A 20,985-nucleotide genomic window follows, 5' to 3' on the forward strand; every position below is an offset into this window, starting at 1 on the left:
GTTCGCACGAACTACTTCGCGTCGGCCTCGCCGTTGGTCTCGCCCTCGGACTTCTTGCCGGATCCGGCATCCTTCGTCTCGGCGTCCTCGGCCTTCTTGCCCAGGTCGATCCCGGACTTGTCCGAGGTGCTCGCGGTGGCGTCAGCCTCGGTGAGCGAGGAGGCGTCGTCGGGCACGACGGTGCCGTCGAGGTCGAGGGACTCCTCGTCGTCGCCGTGGACGATGCGGTTGTACTCGACCGGGTCGAGAACGGCACCGATGGCGTTCTTCGCGTAGATGGCGTGGACGCCGGGGGCGACCTCCAGGAGGACCGTGTCGTCGTGGACCTCCTTGACCGTGGCGTACATGCCCCCGATCGTCCGGACACCGGCGCCGGGCTGCATCTCGTCGCGCATCTGGACGGCGGCCGCCTGCTTCTTCTTGGCAGACCGCGTCATCAGGAACATGGCCCCGATGAGCACGACGAAGGGGAGGAGAGACACGAGTGATTTCACGGGACGAGTTTCCTTCACACGACCGCGCTGAAAGGCAGCCTGATCTTCGGGGGTGGGCACACCGACCCATTGGGGCGGCATCGGCGGAGTCTAGGCGAGTCCGCATCGTCGGAACAACGCCCGACGCCGCCGATTGGTTCCTTTCCGGGTGAACCTGTGACGCGTCACGCCCCGAACAAACCCTGTTGTCCCTTTCCACCGTGCTGAGGGGGGACGAGACCGAGATGGGCCCAGGCCGCGGGGGTCGCAACGCGCCCGCGGGGCGTTCTGGCCAGCAGTCCTTCCCTCACCAGGAACGGCTCGGCGACCTCCTCGACCGTTTCGCGTTCCTCGCCCACGGCGACCGCCAGGGTGGACAGTCCCACCGGTCCGCCGCCGAACAGCGTGAGCAGGGCGTGGAGCACCGCCCGGTCCAGCCGGTCGAGACCGCGGGCGTCGACCTCGTACACGTCGAGGGCCGCGCAGGCGACCGGGCGGTCGATCCTGCCGTCGGCCTTGACCTGGGCGTAGTCACGCACGCGGCGCAGCAGTCGGTTGGCGATGCGGGGTGTGCCGCGGGAGCGCCCTGCGATCTCGGCGGCGCCGTCCTCGTCTATCGCCACGTCGAGGAGGCGGGCCGAGCGCCGGATGACGCGCTCCAGTTCGGCGGGGGCGTAGAACTCCATGTGGCCGGTGAAGCCGAAGCGGTCGCGCAGCGGGGGCGGCAGCAGGCCGGCCCTGGTCGTGGCGCCGACCAGCGTGAAGGGCGGGAGTTCCAGGGGAATGGCGGTGGCCCCGGGGCCCTTTCCGACGATGACGTCGACCCGGAAGTCCTCCATCGCCATGTACAGCATCTCCTCGGCGGGCCGCGACATGCGGTGGATCTCATCGAGGAAGAGGACCTCGCCCTCCTGGAGCGAGGAGAGGATGGCGGCGAGGTCGCCCGCGTGCTGGATGGCGGGGCCCGACGTGATCCGGATGGGGGCGCCCATCTCGGCCGCGATGATCATGGAGAGGCTGGTCTTGCCGAGGCCGGGGGCGCCGGAGAGCAGGACGTGGTCGGCGGTCGCGCCGCGGGCCCTGGCGGCCTTGAGGACCAGGTCCAGTTGTTCGCGCACCTTCTCCTGGCCGACGAATTCGCCGAGGTCCTTCGGCCGCAGCGCGGCTTCGACCGCGGTGTCCTCGCCGTCCGCGCCGGCGTCGACGAGGCGCTCGTCGAAACGCGTGTCGAGCCGCTCGCCGGTGTCGGGTCCGGTCTCGTCCCAGTTCATTCAGTCTGTCCCGCCTCGGGTGTTTCGGTGCCGTGCGGTGCCCGGCCCGGCGTCGGGGTGTGCCTGGTGCGCGCTGCGGTCAGCGCGCGCGGTTGAGGGTCTGGAGCGCGGCCCGCAGCAGCTGCGGCACGGGGGCCTGCCCGCTCTCGGCGAGGGCCGCCTCGGCCTGCGGGGTCACGGCGGCGACCGCGTCGTCGGCCTCCCGGGTGGCGTAGCCGAGGCCGATCAGCGCGGCGTGGAGCTGATCGCGCCAGGCCGGGGTGACCGCGGCGCCCGCGCCCTGCCGGCCGATGCGGGCGCCGACAGGCTCGCCGAGCCTGTCCTTCAGTTCGAGAAGGAGTTTCTGCGCGCCCTTCTTGCCGATGCCGGAGACGGCCGTGAGCGCCTTCTCGTCGCCGGTGGCGACGGCGATCCGCAGGGCGTCGGGGCTGTGCGTGGCGAGCATGGCCTGGGCCAGGCGCGGCCCGACCCCGCTGGCGGTCTGGAGGAGTTCGAAGACCTGCCGCTCGTCGTCGTCGGCGAAGCCGTACAGGGTGAGCGAATCCTCCCGGACGACGAGGGAGGTGGCGAGTCTGGTCTCCTCGCCGATCCGGAGGCCGGCGAGGGTGCTCGGGGTGCACTGGACGGCCATGCCGACCCCGCCGACCTCGATCACGGCCGTGGTCGGGGCGAGCGCGGCGACGGGGCCGCTGACGAAGGCGATCATCGGGAGACCTTCCGGACATGGGCCGCGGGTGTGCGGACCGCGGGGGTACGGGGGGCGCGCGCGGCGCGGGCCGCGACGGCCGCCGCAGCCTGCGCCTGTTGGAGGCGGTTGACGGCGGGGGCACGCCAGATGTGGCAGATGGCGAGCGCGAGGGCGTCGGCCGCGTCGGCCGGTCTCGGCGGGGCGTCGAGTCTCAGCAGCCGGGTGACCATGGCGCCGACCTGGGCCTTGTCGGCGCGCCCGCTGCCGGTCACGGCCGCCTTGACCTCGCTCGGGGTGTGCAGCGCGACGGGTATGCCGCGCCGGGACGCGCAGAGCATGGCGACCGCGCTGGCCTGGGCGGTGCCCATCACCGTCCGGACGTTGTGCTGGCTGAACACGCGTTCCACGGCGACGACCTCGGGCCGGTGCTCGTCGAGCCACTCCTCGATGCCGCGTTCGATGGCGACCAGGCGGTGGCCGAGCTCCGCGTCGGCCGGGGTGCGCACGACGCCGACGCCGAGCATGGCCAGATTCCGGCCGGCCACGCCCTCGACGACGCCGACACCGCACCGGGTCAGCCCCGGGTCGACGCCGAGTACCCGCATGGGTCATCCCCCTCCGTACCGATCGGTCACCTGTTCCCGCAGGCTATCGGCTCCCACTGACAATGCGTCGGGCAACGCGACGGGCCGACGGGGCGTGTTCCCCGTCGGCCCGTGAAGGCGGTGCCGCAGCGTGCCGGGCCCGGCTCAGGCGTCCACCTTCTCCATGACCTCGTCCGAGACGTCGAAGTTGGCGAAGACGTTCTGGACGTCGTCGCTGTCCTCCAGCGCGTCGATCAGCTTGAAGATCCTGCGCGCGCCCTCCTCGTCCAACTCGACCTGCATGGTGGGCAGGAAGCTGGCCTCGGCGGAGTCGTAGTCGATGCCGGCCTCCTGGAGGGCGGTACGGACCCCGACCAGGTCGGTGGCCTCGCTGACGACCTCGTAGTTCTCCCCGAGGTCGTTGACCTCCTCGGCGCCCGCGTCGAGCACGGCTCCGAGGACGTCGTCCTCGGCCAGCTCGCCCTTGGGGACGATGACGACGCCCTTGCGGTTGAAGAGGTACGAGACCGAGCCGGGGTCGGCCATCGAACCGCCGTTGCGGGTCATCGCGACACGGACGTCCGAGGCGGCGCGGTTCCGGTTGTCGGTGAGGCACTCGATGAGCATCGCGACGCCGTTCGGGCCGTAACCCTCGTACATGATCGTCTGGTAATCGACGCCGCCCGCTTCGAGACCACCGCCGCGCTTGACCGCGGAATCGATGTTCTTGTTCGGTACGGAGCTCTTCTTCGCCTTCTGGATCGCGTCCACAAGGGTCGGGTTTCCATCGGGGTCCACACCGCCGGTGCGGGCCGCGACCTCGATGTTCTTGATCAGCTTCGCGAAGAGCTTGCCGCGCTTGGCATCGATCACGGCCTTCTTGTGCTTCGTCGTAGCCCATTTAGAGTGGCCGGACATCTGCCTTCTCCTTCGCGTCACCAAAAAACGATCCGAACCCGAAAGATCCTACCGGGATCGGATCAGCCCGCCGCTCGCACCATGTCCACGAACAGGGCGTGAACACGGTGGTCCCCGGTCAATTCCGGGTGGAATGACGTCGCCAGCGCATTTCCCTGGCGCACGGCGACGATGTGGCCGCCGTGCTCGGCCAGCACCTCGACGCGAGCGCCGGCCGATTCCACCCAGGGGGCGCGGATGAAGACGCCCTCGACCGGGCCGTCCTCGATCCCGGCGACCTCCACGGCCGCCTCGAAGGACTCGTTCTGGCGCCCGAAGGCGTTGCGGCGCACGATCATGTCGATCCCGCCCACCGTCTCCTGTCCGGAGCGCGGGTCGAGGATCTTGTCGGCGAGGAGGATCATCCCGGCGCAGGTGCCGTAGACGGGCATCCCGTCCCGTATCCGCTCGCGCAGCGGTTCCAGCACGCCGAACAGCGAGGCCAGCTTGGACATCGTGGTGGACTCGCCGCCGGGGACGACCAGGCCGTCCAGCTCGGCGAGTTCCTCGGGGCGCCGGACCGGCCTGGCCTGGGCGTCCGCCGCGGCCAGGGCGATCAGGTGCTCCCGCACGTCGCCCTGGAGAGCCAGGACTCCGATCACGGGTGTGTCGCTCATCGGTGGTTACCAGCCGCGGTTCGCGTAGCGCTCGGCCTCGGGCAGGGTGTCGCAGTTGATGCCGACCATGGCCTCGCCCAGGTTGCGGGACGCGTCCGCGATGACCTTCGGGTCGTCGTAGAAGGTGGTGGCCTTCACGATGGCGGCGGCACGCTTGGCCGGGTCGCCGGACTTGAAGATGCCGGAGCCCACGAAGACGCCCTCCGCGCCGAGCTGGCGCATCAGCGCCGCGTCGGCGGGCGTGGCCACGCCGCCCGCGGAGAACAGTACGACGGGCAGCTTGCCGAGCTCCGCGACCTCCTTGACCAGCTCGTACGGGGCGCGGAGCTCCTTGGCGGCGGCGTACAGCTCATTGCTGTCGTAGCCGCGCAGGCGGGCGATCTCGTTCTTGATCTGACGCAGGTGGCGCACCGCCTCGACGACGTTCCCGGTGCCGGCCTCGCCCTTCGAGCGGATCATGGCCGCGCCCTCGGCGATGCGGCGCAGGGCCTCGCCGAGGTTGGTGGCGCCGCACACGAAGGGGGTGGTGAACGCGAACTTGTCGCTGTGGTTGACCTCGTCGGCCGGGGTGAGGACCTCGGACTCGTCGATGTAGTCGACCCCGAGGGCCTGGAGGACCTGGGCCTCGACGAAGTGGCCGATGCGGGACTTGGCCATCACCGGGATGGAGACGGCCTCCATGATCTCCTCGATCATGTTCGGATCGGACATCCGGGCCACGCCGCCGTCCTTGCGGATGTCGGCCGGCACCCGCTCCAGGGCCATGACGGCCACGGCGCCCGCGTCCTCGGCGATCTTCGCCTGCTCGGCGTCGACGACATCCATGATCACGCCGCCCTTGAGCTGCTCGGCCATGCCGCGCTTGACGCGGGCGGTGCCGGTGGCCGGGGAGTCGGCGTACTGCGGGGTGGTGGGAAGCGTGGACACGGATCGACCTCACTCGGAGAAAAGTCGCTGAAAAGCGCTGATTGGTGCAGTGCTGAGCAAACTCTCCGGGAGCGGTCCACTTCAAGGGCCAATATCAGGCCGGTGGATCATTTTTGAACGTGTAGGAGGCGCCCTATGCGTCCGGTCGGGCGCGGGGAGTGGTCGCGGTTCAGCCGGCGGAGCGGTCCGCCAGGGCGGCCGGCGGTTCGTCGTCCATCTCGAAGGCCAGCGGGAACGGGGCGTGCCCGGCCAGGCGGAACCAGCGCACCTTGCGGTGCCGCCGCAGGGCGCGTGCCGCGCGCACGGCGTCGTTGTGGAAGCGCCGTGCCATCGGGACCCGGCGTACGGCCGCGGCGAGTTCGAGGGCTGCCTCCTGGCCGCCGGGGATCTCGCGCACGGCCTCCACCTGCGCCGCCTCGCCGAACACCGCGCGCAGCGCGGCGCTCAGCTCGCTCTCCGCGACCTCGCGGTGTTCCTCCTCCGCCTGGCGGGCGGCGTGCGCCGCCTCGTACAGCACGATGGAGGCGGCGGGATCGAGCATGCCCGACGTCGCCAGTTCCTGGGTCACCGAGGCGCGTCGCAGGAGCTGTGCGTCGAGGGCGGCGCGGGCGGCGTCGATCCGGGTGTGCAGCCGGTCCAGCCGTCCCGCGGTCCAACTGAGGTACATACCGATCGCGACGAGCCCGACGACGATCCAGATGAGGGTTTCGATCACGGGCGGCAAGGCTACCGCCGGGGCGTGCGTGGCGGGGCCGCCCGGTCCCCGGAACGCGGCTCCAGGGGCGTTCCGGCAGCCGGTCCGCCCGCGGGGGCCGGTCAGTCCCGCGCGAGGCCGAAGCGCGCGCGCAGGCCCGTGCGCTCGTCCGTCGCCACCGACGCGGCGCCGTCCGTCACCGTCTCGTACACCGCGAGGATGTCGGCACCGACCGTCGACCAGTCGAAGCGCCGCACGTGTGCCGAGCCCCGCTCGCGCAGTTCCGCACGCCGCTCCGGGTCGCCGAGCAGCCGGATCGCGGCCGCCGCCAGCGCTTCGGCGTCCTCGTTGGCGAAGAGTTCGCCCGCCGCTCCCTGGTCCAGGACCTGGGCGAACGCGTCCAGGTTGCTGGCGAGGACCGGTGCGCCGGCCGACATCGCCTCGACCAGGATGATCCCGAAGCTCTCGCCGCCGGTGTTGGGGGCGACGTACACGTCGACGCTGCGCAGCAGCCGTGCCTTGTCCTCGTCGCTCACCATGCCGAGGAACTCGACCCGCCCGCGCATCTCCGGGGGCAGTGAGGCGACGGCCTCCTCCTCGTCGCCCCGGCCCGCCACCAGCAGCCGGGTGTCCGGGCGCGCGGCGAGGATCTCGGGCAGGGCCCGCATCAGGACGGGCAGTCCCTTGCGGGGTTCGTCGATGCGTCCGATGAACCCGATCGTGCCGCCCCCCGGGCTTTCCCCACCGCCCTCGGCGGCGCCCCGCGCCGCGTCCGACTGCCACTCGGGCCGCGGTTCGGCGGAGGCGAAGAAGTCGACGTCGACGCCGTTCGGGATGACGACCGCGTCGCCGCCGAGGTGCTCGACCAGGGTGCGGCGCGCGTACTCGCTCACCGCGATGCGCGCGCTGATCTTCTCCAGCGCGGGCTGCAGGATCGGGTACGCGGCGATCATGGCCCGGGAACGCGGGTTGGAGGTGTGGAAGGTGGCGACGATCGGCCCCTGCGCGGCCCAGCAGGCCAACAGCCCCAGCGACGGCGAGGTGGGCTCGTGGATGTGGATGACGTCGAAGGTGCCGTCGTGCAGCCAGCGGCGCACCCGCGCCGCGGAGAGGAAGCCGAAGTTCAGCCGGGCCACGGAGCCGTTGTACGGCACGGGCACGGCCCGGCCCGCCGAGACCACGTACGGCGGCAGCGGCGTCCCGTCGTCGGCGGGTGCCAGCACCGACACCCGGTGCCCGAGCCGGATCAGGTGCTCGGCCAGGTCCCGGATGTGGAACTGCACACCGCCGGGCACGTCCCAGGAGTACGGGCACACGATGCCGATCTTCACGAACGCGCCTCCCCGGTCCTCAGGTCCTTCGTGCTCCCCCGGTTTCCGCCGTCCCCGCGGACCTCGTCCTCGCGGTTCTCCAGATCCGCGAGCCAGAGCCGTTGCAGCATGTGCCAGTCCTCCGGACGATCGGCGATCCCGACGGCGAAGGCATCGGCCAGCGCCTGTGTCATCGAGGACGTCTTCTCCGCCCGGGTGCCTGACTCGGGCACCGGGACCGGGGCGTGGATCCGCGCCTTCATCACGGGCGTGTCGTCGTAGCCGAGCGTCACCGGCAGCAGCAGCGCGCCGGTCTGCTGGGCGAGCAGCGCGGGTCCGGCGGGCATCCGCGCGGTCTCGCCGAAGAACGTCACCTCGACCCCGGAGGAGGACAGGTCGCGGTCGGCGACCAGGCAGACCAGGCCGCCCGCGCGCAGCCGCCGGGCCAGGGTGCCGAAGGCAGCGCCGCCGCTGTGCGGGAGCACCTCCATGCCGAGTCCCTCGCGGTAGGCCACGAACCTGTCGTACAGCGTCTCGGGCTTCAGCCGCTCGGCGACCGTGGTGAAGGGGACCTTGAGGTCGGTGGTGACCCAGGCGCCCGCCAGGTCCCAGTTCGCCAGGTGCGGCAGGGCGAGCACGACGCCGCGGCCGGCGTCGAGGCCCTCGGTCAGCCGGTGCGCGTCGGCGACCTCTATGGACGCCTTGATCCGTGCCGGGCTCCAGGTGGGCAGCCGGAACGACTCCATCCAGTAGCGCATGTACGAACGCATCCCGGCCTTGGAGAGTTCGGCGAGCCGGGCGGGCGACGCCCCGGGCACGACCCGCGCCAGGTTCGCCTCCAGCCGGAGCACCCCCTTGCCCCGCCGCTTCCACGTCCGGTCGGCGAGGGTGCGGAAGAGACCGCGGGCGACCGGCTCGGGGAGCTTCTTGACCGCGCCCCAGCCGAGCCCGTACAGGCCGTCGGTCAGCCGGTCCCGCAGGCCGCCGCGCGTGTCGTTCTTCGCCCCGCTCACCGGGCCACCCCGCTCCCCTGCCCGGCGGCATCGGCCGCGTCGGCCTCGGCGGACTCGCGGCGCACGGTCACGACCCGCTGCACGAGCGTCACCAGGCTGCCCGCGGCGACGATCCACAGCGCGATCGGCAGCAGCACCTGCACACCGGGGACACCGAAGGCGTGAAGGCCCGAGACGCCTGCGGCGACCAGCGAGATCACCAGCCGCTCGGCACGCTCCACGAGCCCGTTGACCGCGACCGGAAGCCCGATCGACTCGCCGCGCGCCTTCGTGTACGAGACCACCTGGCCGCTCGCCAGGCAGAAGATGGCGACCGCGCACAGCAGGTCGTTGTCGCCCCGGCCCGCGTACCAGAGCGCGAATCCGCCGAAGATCGCGCTGTCGGCGACCCGGTCGAGGGTCGAGTCGAGGAACGCCCCCCAGCGGCTGGAGATACCGGCCTGCCGGGCCATGTTGCCGTCGACGAGGTCGGAGAAGACGAAGACCGTGATGACGATCGTGCCCCAGAAGAACTCCCCCATCGGGAAGAAGACCAGCGCACCTGCCACCACCCCGGCCGTACCGATCAGGGTGACCGCGTCGGGACTCACGCCGAGACGGAGCAGCAGTGCGGCGAACGGTGTGAGGACACGCGTGAAAAAGGCACGCGCGTACTTGTTCAGCATGGCCTTCCCGAGGGTCTGTGAGCCGGGCGGCCCCTTCGGCCCCGGCTGGCCCATCGTAGTCACGCCCGCCGGACTCCACCCTCCGGGCATCCGGCGCGCGCCGGGCACGGACCGTGCCGACGGCGGCCCCGCCGCTCCCCCCACACGCCCCGGCGGCGTACCCGCGCGGCGCGTCGGCCCGCGCGCACGGCCGCCGCGCGCGGGGGCGGTGCGGCGACGGATGGACGCGCCCCGGCCCGAGTGGAAAGCTCGAATTACCGCGGGCGTCGCAGTGGCCGCCGCGGCGGCTCCCCCGTGCCCGTGCACCCTTGCCCACAACGCTCCGGTTCCCCTTCGCGATCCGGGCCATCACCTGGGAGGCACGCATCATGGGCGACAGGACACAGGCACTCACCGGGGCCGCCGGCGGGGCGACGACGGCCGGCCGGCCCCGGTCCATCCGGAACGTGGTGCTGGTCGGCCACAGCGGCTCCGGCAAGACCACACTCGTCGAGGCCCTGGCGCTGACGGCGGGGGCGGTCAACCGGGCGGGCCGGGTCGAGGACGGCGCCACCCTCTCCGACTACGACGAGATCGAACGGCGCCGGCAGCGCTCCGTGCAGCTCTCGGTGGTCCCCGTGGAATGGGGCGGGTACCGGATCAACCTGCTGGACACCCCCGGGTACGCCGATTTCGTCGGGGAACTCCGGGCCGGTCTGCGGGCGGCGGACGCGGCCCTGTTCGTCGTCTCGGCCGCTCAGGAGGCCGACGCCGTGGCCGGTTCCTCCCGGGCCGCGTGGGACGAGTGCGCCGCCGTCGGCATACCGCGCGCCATCGTCGTCACACACCTGGACACCGCGCGCACGCCGTTCGACGAGATGACCCGGATCTGCGGTGAAATCCTCGGCGGCGACGATCCCGACGCCGTGCTCCCGCTCTACCTCCCGGTCCACGGCCCCGCCGGTGCGGACGGGCACGCCCCGCTCACGGGGCTCACCGGCCTGCTCACCGGCCGCGTCCTCGACTACTCCTCGGGGGAACGCCGGGAGAAGCCCCCCGACGAGGACGGACGAGCGCGGCTCCGGGAGGCCCGGGACCGCCTCATCGAGGGCATCATCGCGGAGAGCGAGGACGAGACCTTGATGGACCGCTATCTGGGCGGCGCCGAGATCGACCTCGCGACGCTCGTCGGCGACCTGGAACGCGCCGTCGCGCGCGGCGCTTTCCACCCCGTCCTCACCGCGGCCCCCGCCGCCGAAGGGGCCCGCCAGGGCGTCGGCACCGTCGAACTCCTGGACCTGATCACCGGCGGCCTCCCCACCCCGCCGGAACGCCCGCTGCCCGGGGTCACCCCGCTGCACGGCGCCCGGTCGCCGGCTCTGAACTGCGACCCGGAGGGCCCGCTCCTCGCCGAAGTGGTCAAGACGGCCTCCGACCCGTATGTGGGCCGGATGTCGCTCGTACGCGTCTTCTCCGGCACCCTGCGCCCCGACGACACCGTCCACGTCTTCGGCCACGGTCTGACCGAACCCGGCCGGGAGACCCGCCCCTTCCACGAGTCCGAGGTGCGTGTCGGGGCGCTCTCCTCCCCCTTCGGCGCACAGCAGCGCCCGCTCACCGCGTGCGTCGCCGGTGATCTGGCCTGCGTCGCCAAGCTGGGGGACGCCGAGACCGGGGACACCCTCTCCAGCACGGACCTGCCACTGCTGATGGAGCCCTGGACGGCGCCCGACCCGCTGCTGCCGCTGGCCGTCCGGGCACACGGCAAGGCCGACGAGGACCGGCTCTCCCAGGGGCTCGCACGGCTCGTCGCGGAGGATCCGACCCTCCGCCTCGAACAGAACCAGGACACCCGTCAGGTGGTCCTGTGGTGTCTCGGCGAGGCCCATCAGGACGTCGCGCTCGACCGGCTGCGCAGTCGCTACGGCGTCCGGGTCGACGCCGTGCCGCACAAGGTGGCGCTGCGCGAGACCTTCGCCGCGCCCGCCTCCGGGCGCGGCCGGCACGTGAAGCAGTCCGGCGGACACGGTCAGTACGCCATCTGCGAGATCGACGTGGAACCGCTGTCCCCGGGGGCAGGCGTCGAGTTCGTCGACAAGGTCGTCGGCGGGGCGGTGCCGCGCCAGTTCATCCCGTCCGTGGAGAAGGGGGTGCGCGCTCAGGCGGCCCGCGGGGTGGCGGCCGGATATCCGCTCGTCGACATACGCGTCACGCTGCGGGACGGGAAGGCCCACTCGGTGGACTCCTCCGACGCCGCGTTCCAGACCGCGGGCGCGCTGGCGCTGCGCGAGGCGGCCTCGGAGACCCGTGTACGGCTCCTCGAACCGGTCGCCGAGGTCCAGGTCCTGGTGCCCGACGAATACGTGGGACCGGTGATGAGCGATCTGTCCGGGCGGCGCGGCCGGGTCGTCGGCACCGAACAGTCGGGCCCAGGACGAACACTCATTCGAGCCGAGGTGCCGGAGCTGGAGATCGGACGGTACGCCGTCGATCTGCGCTCCCTCTCCCACGGCACCGGCCGGTTCGACCGGACGTACGTCCGGCACGAGCCGATGCCCCCACGGCTCGCGGAGCACGTCCGCGAGCAGCAGGAAACCAGCCCCGCCGGCGTGTAGTCGCCCGCGTCGCCGTTCCCCGCCCACCGTTTGTCCACAGCGGCGGACGGCGCGGGGGTCTGGACGATACCCTGTGGTCCCAGCTCAGAAGGTGTGCGGGGCACGGCAGTTGGGAAACAGCCGCAGGAGTGGTTCCTCGGCGGTGAGTGGGGGCGACGGTGGCCAACGAAGGATTCGATTTCTCTCCCGGAGCGCAGATCCCGATCCAGGGCTCGGGCGGAGCGGCGGTGGCGACGAACGCCCTCGCCTCCGCCGCGTATCGCGACAGCCCGGTGGAGACGATCCTCAACGCCAACAACGAGTGGCACAAGTCGGAGGTGAAGGCGGGTCGTTCGAAGTTCTTCAAGTCCGACTACTTCAAGCCCAACCTCGGTGAGGCGTTCTCGCGCGCCGTGCAGGAACGGACCCTGGGCGGGGCCCGCAAGGCGCTCATCCAGTCGTTCGGGAGCGACCCGCGGATGGTCGTCGAGCACTGCCTGTCCGCGACGCGTCTGCGCAGGGCCCGCGACATCAAACTGAGCGCCGTCACCGTCCTGTTCGGCGTTCTCTTCCTGCCCGGAATGCTCCTGTGGGTCATCGCCTTCCGGCTGCGCGACGGGCTCGGCAGGACGAAGGACAAGGCACTCTCCTCACTGGGCAATGTCCTGCTGCCGGTCGTCGGCATCGTGGCGCTGCTCCTCCTGCTCAATCTGCCTCTCACCGGATTCCTGGCGATCTACGCGCGGGCGGTGATCGTCGCTCCCGTCATCGGCTGGTACGTCGCCAAACGGATCGCCGAGTCCACCGCCAAGGACCTGCGCGCCCACTGGGAAGCACTCCTCTCCGGCGGTGGAGTCATCGCCAAGGTCCCCGAGGCCTCGCCGAAGAACCCCAGCGAGACCTCCCGCGAGGCACTCCGCCAGAGTCTGGAGAAGCTCTCCGCGGAGCAGCAGTCCAACTCGGTCTTCTACGCGGGCCCCAAGGGCATCCTCGGCATGGGCACCCGGTGGGGAAGCTGGCAGCTCGCCGAGGAACTCGTCTCCAAGGACCCGGACAAGGAGTTCAACCGCTTCCGCAGTTGGGATCTGATACGAGCCATCCACGACCAGCTCAAGCAGTTGGAGCGCGGACCGCTGAACACCGGTGGGTTCCCCAAGCCGTCCGTCACCCACTGGATCGTCTCGCCCGTCGGTGAGAACGCCGACTCGGTGTCCCGTCCCGACGGCGAGGACGTCGCCACGTTCCAGATCAAGCCGCACGAGATCCAGCGGGTCTGCAACCACCAGCAGTTCGGCGGCGGCGACCGGCATTACCTGGGCGTCCAGTTCGTCCTCTGGGACGGCCAGTTGGTCATCACGATGATGATCACGGTCACGGTGCTCTACGAGACTCTGCGCATCGAGGTCACCGGCCACGCCCTGGGCCCGGTCCATTCGCTCTTCACGTCCAAGCCCTCGGCGAAGACGAAGACGGTCAACAAGACCGTCCGGTTCTGGGAGACGCGGGACATCACACTCCCGCTGGTCGACGCCTCGGAGGTCGTCCGCCTCGCCCTGCGCGCGCCGCTGACCTGGTATCCGCCGTTGCTCGACTACCTGGGTGGCAAGATCGCCCTGCCCGAGCCATTCGGCCTGCGTCACGCCTGGGCCGAGAAGCCGTGGCGCCACCGCTTCATGGCGGACGACGCCATGCGGGCGGCCACTCCCGTGCTGCGTGCCGTGCACAGCGCCGCCCTGCGCGTCCTGGACGAGAACGGCGTCGACACGGAGCGCTTCGACAACCGCTCGATGGTGTTGAGCGGAATGGTGCAGGACCCGACGCCGCGCAAGGCCGACGTGTACGACGCGTAGGCGAAGGCCGCCCCGTGGCCTCTTCGGACGGGGCGGCCTCCGCACGGGCCACGGCCGCTCCTGGCCGGTCGGCCGGGTCGGCCCCGACGGCGGGGCCCGGGGCGACGTGCGGTCCCGGGCACCGCCGACCGGCTGCGCCCACGGGTCGGAGCGGCGCCACCAACCGGTCCCGGTCCGCCGCCCCGGGCTCCGGGGCGGCCCCGCTCCCTCTGCCGCCCGCCGGGCTCAGTCCACCGGCCAGGCGGCGGCCAGCATCGCGCGGGTGTCGGCGAGCAACTGCGGCAGCACCTTCGTGTGACCGATCACCGGCATGAAGTTGGTGTCACCGCCCCAGCGCGGCACCAGGTGCTGGTGCAGATGCGCGGCGATGCCGGCCCCCGCGGAGGCACCCTGGTTCATCCCGATGTTGAAACCGTGCGCACCGGACGCCGTCCGCAGGGCGACCATCGCCCGCTTGGTGAAGTCCGCCAGCTCCACGGTCTCCGGGCCGTCCAGCTCCGTGTAGTCCGCCACATGCCGGTACGGCACCACCATCAGGTGCCCGCCGTTGTACGGGTAGAGGTTCAGCACCGCATAGACGCTTCTGCCGCGTGCGACGACAAGCCCGTCCTCGTCCGATTTCGACGGGATCGCACAGAACGGACAGCCGTCACCGGCCTCCGAACCGGTCGGCTTGTTCTCGCCCTGGATGTAGGCCATCCGGTGGGGCGTCCACAGGCGCTGAAAGGCGTCGGGAGTCCCCACTCCGATCTGCTGCTCCGGCTCACTCGTCATGCCGATCAGCATATTGCTTCGCTCCGCGGCGGCGTGTCGCCGGGGCCGCACCCATGGGCACGGGGCGGTGCCGAGGCGCTGGGCGGCCGGCCGTTGGCCGTCGCCTCCTCGACTCCGGCCACGGGGGCGGTGCGCGGAGCGCCACTTCCCGGCGCTGTTCGCCACTCCTCTCCGCCCCCGGCGCCTCGCCGCCGCTCGGCCCGCAGGCGGCTGTGCCCGCGGAGGAACAGGCGGCTGTTCTCACGGAGGAACGAGGAACGAAGAAGCCCCTCCGAGAACCTTCGGCTCTCGGAGGGGCTCGCGCCGAGCGTTCCCCGTTCCGTCCCGTGTCCGGCCGGACACGGGACGGAACGGGACCGGAGATCACACCTGCACGCGGCGCTCCACCACGTCGACCAGCTTGGCGATCGCCTCGTCACGGGCGATGCCGTTCTCCTGCGAGCCGTCGCGGTACCGGAACGACACCGTGCCCGCGTTCATGTCCTCGTCCCCGACGATGATCATGAACGGCGTCTTGGCCTTCTGCGCGTTGCGGATCTTCTTCTGCATGCGGTCGGACGAGGAGTCCACCTCGACCCGCAGACCCCGCTTGCGGGCCTGGGCCGCAAACTCCTGGAGGTAGGGGACGTGAGCGTCGCCGATCGGGATGCCCACCGCCTGCACCGGGGCCAGCCACACCGGGAACGCGCCCGCGTAGTGCTCCAGGAGCACCGCGAAGAAGCGCTCGATGGAGCCGAACAGGGCTCGGTGGATCATGACGGGACGCTGCTTGGAGCCGTCCGGGCCGGTGTACTCCAGGTCGAAGCGCTCGGGCAGGTTGAAGTCGAGCTGCACGGTCGACATCTGCCAGGTGCGGCCGATCGCGTCCCGCGCCTGCACGGAGATCTTCGGGCCGTAGAAGGCCGCGCCGCCCGGGTCCGGGACCAGCGGCAGCCCCTGCTTCTCGGCGACCTGGCGCAGGGTCTCGGTGGCCTCCTCCCACACCTCGTCGGAGCCGACGAACTTCTCCGGGTCCTTGGTGGAAAGCTCCAGGTAGAAGTCGGTCAGACCGTAGTCGCGCAGCAGGTTGAGCACGAAGGTGAGCGTGCGGTCGAGCTCCTCGGCCATCTGCTCCTTGGTGCAGTAGATGTGCGCGTCGTCCTGCGTGAAGCCGCGCGAGCGGGTCAGGCCGTGCACCACGCCGGACTTCTCGTACCGGTACACCGTGCCGAACTCGAAGAGGCGGAGCGGCAGTTCGCGGTACGAACGCCCCCGCGCGTCGAAGATCAGGTTGTGCATCGGGCAGTTCATCGGCTTGAGGTAGTAGTCCACCCCGTCGTCGAGCTGCATGGGCGGGTACATGCCTTCGGCGTACCAGTCCAGGTGGCCCGACTTCTCGAAGAGCTTGCCCTTGGTGGCGTGAGGCGAGTAGACGAACTCGTAGCCCTCCTCCTCGTGCCGCCGCCGCGAGTAGTCCTCCATGGCGCGGCGGACGATGCCACCCTTGGGGTGGAAGACCGCGAGGCCGGGGCCGATCTCGTCCGGGAAGGAGAAGAGGTCCAGCTCGTTGCCGAGCTTGCGGTGGTCGCGCTTGGCGGCCTCCTCCAGGAACTCCAGGTGCGCCTTCAGCTCCTCCTTGGTGGGCCAGGCGGTGCCGTAGACGCGCTGGAGCATGGGGTTCTTCTCGCTGCCCCGCCAGTACGCCGCGGCGTTCCGCATCAGCTTGAACGCCGGGATGTACCGGGTGGTCGGCAGGTGCGGACCGCGGCAGAGGTCCTTCCAGCACAGCTCGCCGGACTTCGGGTCGAGGTTGTCGTAGATGGTCAGCTCGCCGCCGCCCACCTCGACGTCCGCGCCGTCGCCCGCGCTCTCGACGGCACCGGATCCCTTGATGCCGATGAGTTCCAGCTTGTACGGCTCGTCGGCCAGCTCCTCGCGGGCCGCCTCGTCCGTCACGACCCGGCGGGAGAACCGCTGCCCCCGCTTCTGGATCTCCTGCATCTTCTTCTCGATGGCCTTGAGATCCTCGGGGGTGAACGGCTTCTCGACGTCGAAGTCGTAGTAGAAGCCGTCCTTGACCGGCGGGCCGATGCCCAGCTTGGCCTCCGGGAAGAGCTGCTGCACCGCCTGCGCCATGACGTGCGCGGTCGAGTGCCGCAGGATGTTCAGGCCGTCCTCGGAGGAGATCTCGACCGGCTCGACGACCTCGCCGTCGGCGACGACGTGCGCGAGGTCCTTCAGCTCATCGGCGATCCGGGCGGCGACGACGGTGCGCTCGCCGGAGAAGAGTTCGGCCGCCGTAGTGCCCGTCGTCACCACGCGCTCTTCCCGCTCGGAATCGCGTTGGATGATCACACGGACGTCTGACACCGGTCTCTCCTGACTCAGGGGGTACGCACGCTCTCGTGTCTGCGCGTGCGATACGAATCGTACCGAGCCGCGGGCCCCCTCCGCGAAACGGTTTGGTGGCGGACCCCGGTCCGCACCCCCCGGGGCCGGCCGACCCCCGGGAGGGCGCGGCTCTTCGATCCGGGACGCCGCCTCCGTCTTCGGCCGTGCCCGGGGGCCTCGGGCTGGCCGGCCCCCTCGGCCGTGCGGCGCCGGTGATCCGGACGGACACGGTGGGCCCGCCCCCGGATGCGGCGGGCACCGAACCGGGGCAGGGCGGACGGGTCCCGGGCTGCCCGGGAGCCGGCCGTTCGGTCGAAGCAGCGCGACGTGGAGCGACGAGGACGGCGGGGCTGTCCGGGCCGGGGATCCCGGTACCGGCCCCCGCGATCGGGGTCCATGGCCTGACGGGGGATCACCTCCGGCGCACCGGCCGCCGGCCGGTGCCGGTGTTGGAGGAGCCGGCCCACGTGCCGGCCGAGCAGTGTGCGGCCGGGCGGCCGATCGTCGTGATGAACGCCCCGTTCGACCTGCCGCTGCCGGACCGGGAGTTGCGGAGGTACCAGGCGCTCTCGTCGGCCGCCCGGCTGCAGAACGTGCCGCTGTGTGTGCTGGACCCGCGCGTGCTCGACAAGCATCTGGACCGTTGCCGCGAGGGGCGGCGAGGCGGTGGATCCCGCGGGGCCGCTGCGCCCGGCGTTGCCCACCGCGGCGTGAGCGACGCGGGTGCGGTCGCGGCACACGCGTCGCGGATGGCGGCGGTCTGACGACGAAGGCCGGTCCGTCACTTTCTCCTGACGGACCGGCCTCTCCCGGTGGGCGATACTGGGTTCGAACCAGTGACCTCTTCGGTGTGAACGAAGCGCTCTCCCACTGAGCTAATCGCCCGGGAACGGGTTGAACCATACAGGGCTCGGCGGGTCGGGTTCAAACCGCTTCCAGCCGGGCCGCGAGGCCCCGGCGCCCGGCGCGCATCATCAGCGCGTGGTTGGCCCGGAACGCGGCTCGCCCCGGTACGGCGAGCAGCCGCATCAGCCGCCTGCGCACCTCCACCTCCTGCTCGTAGACGACCCGGCTGCCCGTGCCGTGCGAGGTGACCGTCCACCGGGCCCAGCCCTCCAGATCGCCACTGATCACCGCCTCCAGCACCCCGGCCCGGGGGTCGTGGCGGCGTTCACGCATGGTCATGACGAGGTCGTACGGGAGGACGGAGCGGATGCGGGCGGCGCGTGTGGCGGCGTCGACCCAGGTGACCTCGCGGACCTGCCGCCACCAGCGGGGGTACTCGTCGGCCCGTTCGAGGATCGCGTACACGGCCGCGGGCGGTCCGGGCAGTTCCCAGACGCTCACGAAGCGGTAGTGGTTCCAGTCCATGCCCCCAGTCTCCGGGGACTCCACGTACTCATACGGGGAACTGAGTATGCGCACGCATGTCCGATGCTGTGGCCCCGACCACACTGTCGTTCATGGAACATGTGCCGCCACCCGCCGAGGAACTGGTGCTCCTCGATCACGAGTTGGCCCGGCTGGACGCCCGCAGGTCCCAGCTGCTCGCCCGCCGCGCCTGGCTCGTGAGCGTGCTGGCTCGACCCGCCGCGCCGCTCGCGCCGCCGTACCCCGCTCCGTTCGGGCCGCCTCCCGCCCGTCCTCCGGCCCCGTTCCCGGCCCCGCCGGGGGCGCCCGCCGCACCGGCCGGACAGCGCGGCGTACGGAACGTGCTGCTCACCCTGGGCGGACTGCTGCTGACCGTCGCGGCAATCGCGTTCACCCTGGTCAGTTGGGGCGAGATGGGCATCGCCGGCCGTTCGGCCGTGCTCGCCGTGGTGACGGTCGCGGCCCTGGGCGTGCCTGCCGTGCTGCTGCGGCGCGGCCTGCCCGCGACGGCGGAATCGGTCGCCGCCCTGGCGTCGGTGCTGATGGTGCTGGACGCCTACGCGCTGCACCGGGTGGCGGTGCCGGACGTCGGCGGCCTCGGCTTCGCCGCGGTGGCCTCGGCGGTCCTGGCCGCACTCTGGGCCGGGTACGGCCTGCTGCTGGGCCGCTTGCGGCTGCCGCTGCCCCTGGCGGTGGTGAGCGCGCAACTGCCACTGCCGCTGTGGGCGTGGTCGGAGGGGGCCGGGGCCTCGGCCTTCGCCTGGGCGCTGCTGGTCACGGCGGCGCTGGACGGCGCGATCGCGCTGTGGGGCAGGGGCCTCGGGGTACGCGTGACGGCCTGCGCCGCATGCTGGGTGACGGGCCCGGTGGCACTGGCCCTGGGTCTGGCCCTGTCCGTGTCCGCCGATACGGCGTGGGACGCGTCGGCTCCGGCGGCGCTGCTGCTCGCGGGCGCGGCGGTCGCGGTGGCGGCGGCGTGGCGGGCGCCGACGGGGTTCGCGACGGCCGGTGGGCTGGTGGCCGGTTGGTGCGGGGTGGCCGCGGTGGGCGGCGTGCTGCGGACCGGGGCGCCCTGGAGCTGGTCGGTGCTCGTCTACCTGCTGTGCGGGCTGGCGCTGGCGGCGGTGGTGCGGGCGCCGCTGCCCCACCGGGTCCGGCAGGGGGTGGCGTGGTCCTCCGCGTCGGTGGTGGCCGCGGCGGTGCTGACCTCGGTCCCACCGGTCGTCCTGTCGCTGGCGGGTGCGGTGTCGCAGTTGGGGCGGGTGTGGGAGGGCGTACCGGCCGGGGGCGCCCGGGGAGCGTCGGGCGCGGTGGACCTGGCGTGGTCGCAGATGGCCTCGACGCCGGTGGTGCTGGTGCTGGTGGCCGTTCTGTCGGGAGTGGTGCACCGGTGGTGGGCGTGGTCGGTGCGGATGGCAGGTCTGGTGGAGGCACCGGGCGCGGCGTGGCGGGGCGCGGCGGGAGCCGTGGCGGTGGTGCTGGGCTCGGCCGGGCTGCTGGTGACGCCCGCCGTGCTGGGGCTGCCGTACGCGGCGGCCGTGTCGGTGTGGCTGGTGACGGCCGTCATGCTGTTCGCGTGGGCGGTCCGCGCGCTGCTCCGGGGCACCGTCATGGTGGGGGCCGCCGCGCTGGTGTGCGGCTTGGCCGGTGCGGCGGGTGCGGGGCTGCTGTCACTCGCGACGCAGGCCGCCACGTACATGGTGTCCGGGGTGCTGCTGCTGGCGTTCGGGACGGTCGCGGTGGCGCTCGGGGATACGGCGGGGGCCCGGGAGCTCCCCTCGGCGCCTGCGGGCCGGACGGCGCCTCGGGTGGGCGCCTCGCGGATCGCACAGGCGGTGGTGGCATGCGGTGCGGTGGCGTGCGCGACGGTGCTGGCCCTCGCGGCCGGCGCCTCCGCGGGGCTCTCCGGGCACCGGGCGGCCCCGGTGGTGCTCGTGGTGCCCGCGCTGACGGTGCTGCTCGGGGCGTGGCTGCGCGGTCGGCCGCCGACGATCGCGGTGGAGTCGGCCGGGGCCGTGGCCGCGGTGGTGGCGGTCTGCATGGCGGTGCCGGACCGGCCGTTCCTGGCCCTGGTGCTGGCGCTGTGCGGGGTACTGGCGGCGGGGACCGCCCTGCGGCCCGAGCGGCGACCGGCGGCGGGGTATGCGGCGACGGCGTTGTTCGTCCTGTCGGCGTGGCTGAGACTGTCGGCCTCCGGCGTCTCGGCCCCCGAGGCGTACACGCTGCCGGTGACGGTACCCGCCCTGGTGGTCGGCGTGCTGCGCCGCCGTCGTGATCCGGAGGCGTCGTCGTGGACGGCGTACGGCGCGGGGCTCGCGGCCACGCTGGTGCCGAGCCTCCTCGCGGCGTGGGCCGATCCGCACTGGGTACGGCCGCTGGTGCTCGGCACGGCGGCGCTGGCGATCACGCTGACGGGGGCGCGGCTGCGGCTCCAGGCACTGCTGCTGCTCGGTGGCGCTGTGCTGGCCCTGGACGCCGTGCACGAGCTCGCGCCGTACGTGGTGCAGGTCGTCGGCGCGCTGCCGCGCTGGCTGCCGCCCGCGCTGGCCGGCGTGCTGCTCCTGACGGTCGGCGCCACCTACGAGCAGCGGCTGCGCGATGCGCGGCGCCTCAAGGAGGCTCTGGGCCGCATGCGTTGACGATCCAACACCAGGGCCGGCCCGGTCGCCCCCCGGGTCGGCCCTGGTGCCGGTCACGGCACCTTCGCCCGTCCGTGCGCCCGCGGGGGTCCGCCCGCGAATGCACCGGTGTACGAGCAGTCGGTACGGCCGAACTGTCCCTGCCCTGAACGCGATCCAGCGAATTCCTTCGTATCCGACGGGAATTGCGGAGGAGTTCGGGAAGCCGC

The 20,985-nt window shown here is 72.1% G+C and carries 18 protein-coding genes and 1 tRNA gene; 4 read left to right on the plus strand and 15 right to left on the minus strand.

Annotated features, from left to right (window positions below):
* Positions 1-11 precede the first annotated feature (11 nt).
* From yajC to pgsA, 11 genes are all read right to left on the minus strand, one after another.
* Positions 12-494, minus strand: coding sequence for a preprotein translocase subunit YajC (gene yajC / locus ACIHCL_RS19540; RefSeq protein ID WP_399863346.1), 483 nt, complete (start codon positions 492-494; stop codon positions 12-14).
* A gap of 164 nt (positions 495-658) precedes the next feature.
* Positions 659-1,744, minus strand: a complete 1,086-nt coding sequence (ruvB, locus tag ACIHCL_RS19545; RefSeq protein WP_399863348.1) for a Holliday junction branch migration DNA helicase RuvB — start codon at positions 1,742-1,744, stop codon at positions 659-661.
* A 79-nt stretch (positions 1,745-1,823) separates the two neighbouring features.
* Entirely contained in the window at positions 1,824-2,450 is a 627-nt protein-coding gene (gene ruvA / locus ACIHCL_RS19550; RefSeq protein WP_399863351.1) for a Holliday junction branch migration protein RuvA, read from the minus strand.
* Positions 2,447-3,037 carry a crossover junction endodeoxyribonuclease RuvC gene (ruvC, locus tag ACIHCL_RS19555; RefSeq protein ID WP_399863354.1) on the minus strand — a complete coding sequence of 197 codons (591 nt, stop codon included), beginning with the start codon at positions 3,035-3,037 and terminating at the stop codon, positions 2,447-2,449. Before ruvC ends, ruvA begins: the two co-directional genes overlap by 4 nt.
* Before the next feature lie 144 nt (positions 3,038-3,181).
* On the minus strand, positions 3,182-3,934 hold the full coding sequence (locus ACIHCL_RS19560; RefSeq protein ID WP_399863356.1) for a YebC/PmpR family DNA-binding transcriptional regulator: 753 nt from the start codon (positions 3,932-3,934) through the stop codon (positions 3,182-3,184).
* Positions 3,935-3,996: 62 nt separating this feature from the next.
* Positions 3,997-4,590: a pyridoxal 5'-phosphate synthase glutaminase subunit PdxT gene (gene pdxT / locus ACIHCL_RS19565; RefSeq protein WP_399863358.1), complete on the minus strand. Its 594-nt coding sequence runs from the start codon at positions 4,588-4,590 to the stop codon at positions 3,997-3,999.
* 6 nt (positions 4,591-4,596) lie between these two features.
* On the minus strand, positions 4,597-5,517 hold the full coding sequence (pdxS, locus tag ACIHCL_RS19570) for a pyridoxal 5'-phosphate synthase lyase subunit PdxS (RefSeq protein ID WP_399863360.1): 921 nt from the start codon (positions 5,515-5,517) through the stop codon (positions 4,597-4,599).
* 169 nt (positions 5,518-5,686) lie between these two features.
* Positions 5,687-6,232, minus strand: coding sequence for a hypothetical protein (locus ACIHCL_RS19575; protein ID WP_399863362.1), 546 nt, complete (start codon positions 6,230-6,232; stop codon positions 5,687-5,689).
* A 101-nt stretch (positions 6,233-6,333) separates the two neighbouring features.
* A complete protein-coding gene (locus ACIHCL_RS19580; RefSeq protein WP_399863365.1) occupies positions 6,334-7,542 on the minus strand; it encodes a glycosyltransferase family 4 protein in 1,209 nt (402 codons plus the stop codon).
* Positions 7,539-8,534 (minus strand): phosphatidylinositol mannoside acyltransferase, encoded by a 996-nt coding sequence (locus tag ACIHCL_RS19585; protein ID WP_399863367.1) that lies wholly within the window; start codon positions 8,532-8,534, stop codon positions 7,539-7,541. Before ACIHCL_RS19585 ends, ACIHCL_RS19580 begins: the two co-directional genes overlap by 4 nt.
* Positions 8,531-9,199 carry a phosphatidylinositol phosphate synthase gene (pgsA, locus tag ACIHCL_RS19590; RefSeq protein WP_399863704.1) on the minus strand — a complete coding sequence of 223 codons (669 nt, stop codon included), beginning with the start codon at positions 9,197-9,199 and terminating at the stop codon, positions 8,531-8,533. Before pgsA ends, ACIHCL_RS19585 begins: the two co-directional genes overlap by 4 nt.
* A 368-nt stretch (positions 9,200-9,567) precedes the next feature.
* On the opposite strand from pgsA, the gene ACIHCL_RS19595 reads away from it, so the two are divergent.
* Both ACIHCL_RS19595 and ACIHCL_RS19600 read left to right on the plus strand, forming a co-directional pair.
* Positions 9,568-11,793: an elongation factor G-like protein EF-G2 gene (locus ACIHCL_RS19595; RefSeq protein ID WP_399863706.1), complete on the plus strand. Its 2,226-nt coding sequence runs from the start codon at positions 9,568-9,570 to the stop codon at positions 11,791-11,793.
* A gap of 158 nt (positions 11,794-11,951) precedes the next feature.
* Positions 11,952-13,622: a hypothetical protein gene (locus ACIHCL_RS19600; RefSeq protein ID WP_399863369.1), complete on the plus strand. Its 1,671-nt coding sequence runs from the start codon at positions 11,952-11,954 to the stop codon at positions 13,620-13,622.
* A gap of 225 nt (positions 13,623-13,847) precedes the next feature.
* Here the strand turns inward: ACIHCL_RS19600 and ACIHCL_RS19605 are convergent, their stop codons facing one another.
* Together ACIHCL_RS19605 and thrS are read right to left on the minus strand one after the other, a co-directional pair.
* Entirely contained in the window at positions 13,848-14,408 is a 561-nt protein-coding gene (locus ACIHCL_RS19605; protein WP_399863371.1) for an HIT family protein, read from the minus strand.
* Between the two features lie 351 nt (positions 14,409-14,759).
* A complete protein-coding gene (gene thrS, locus ACIHCL_RS19610) occupies positions 14,760-16,745 on the minus strand; it encodes a threonine--tRNA ligase (protein ID WP_399863373.1) in 1,986 nt (661 codons plus the stop codon).
* Between the two features lie 488 nt (positions 16,746-17,233).
* Between thrS and ACIHCL_RS19615 the strand changes: the two genes are divergently transcribed.
* Positions 17,234-17,530 (plus strand): hypothetical protein, encoded by a 297-nt coding sequence (locus ACIHCL_RS19615; RefSeq protein ID WP_399863375.1) that lies wholly within the window; start codon positions 17,234-17,236, stop codon positions 17,528-17,530.
* 49 nt (positions 17,531-17,579) lie between these two features.
* Here the strand turns inward: ACIHCL_RS19615 and ACIHCL_RS19620 are convergent.
* Together ACIHCL_RS19620 and ACIHCL_RS19625 are read right to left on the minus strand one after the other, a co-directional pair.
* Positions 17,580-17,651: transfer RNA gene (locus tag ACIHCL_RS19620), tRNA-Val, on the minus strand.
* A 39-nt stretch (positions 17,652-17,690) separates the two neighbouring features.
* Complete coding sequence (locus ACIHCL_RS19625) at positions 17,691-18,137, minus strand: SRPBCC family protein (RefSeq protein ID WP_399863377.1); 447 nt, start codon at positions 18,135-18,137, stop codon at positions 17,691-17,693.
* Between the two features lie 56 nt (positions 18,138-18,193).
* Here ACIHCL_RS19625 and ACIHCL_RS19630 point away from each other — a divergent pair, with 56 nt between their 5' ends.
* Positions 18,194-20,776, plus strand: coding sequence for an SCO7613 C-terminal domain-containing membrane protein (locus ACIHCL_RS19630; RefSeq protein ID WP_399863378.1), 2,583 nt, complete (start codon positions 18,194-18,196; stop codon positions 20,774-20,776).
* The last annotated feature ends 209 nt before the right edge of the window (positions 20,777-20,985 follow it).

It is taken from the genome of Streptomyces sp. NPDC052042, assembly GCF_044548345.1.
Lineage (GTDB): Bacteria > Actinomycetota > Actinomycetes > Streptomycetales > Streptomycetaceae > Streptomyces.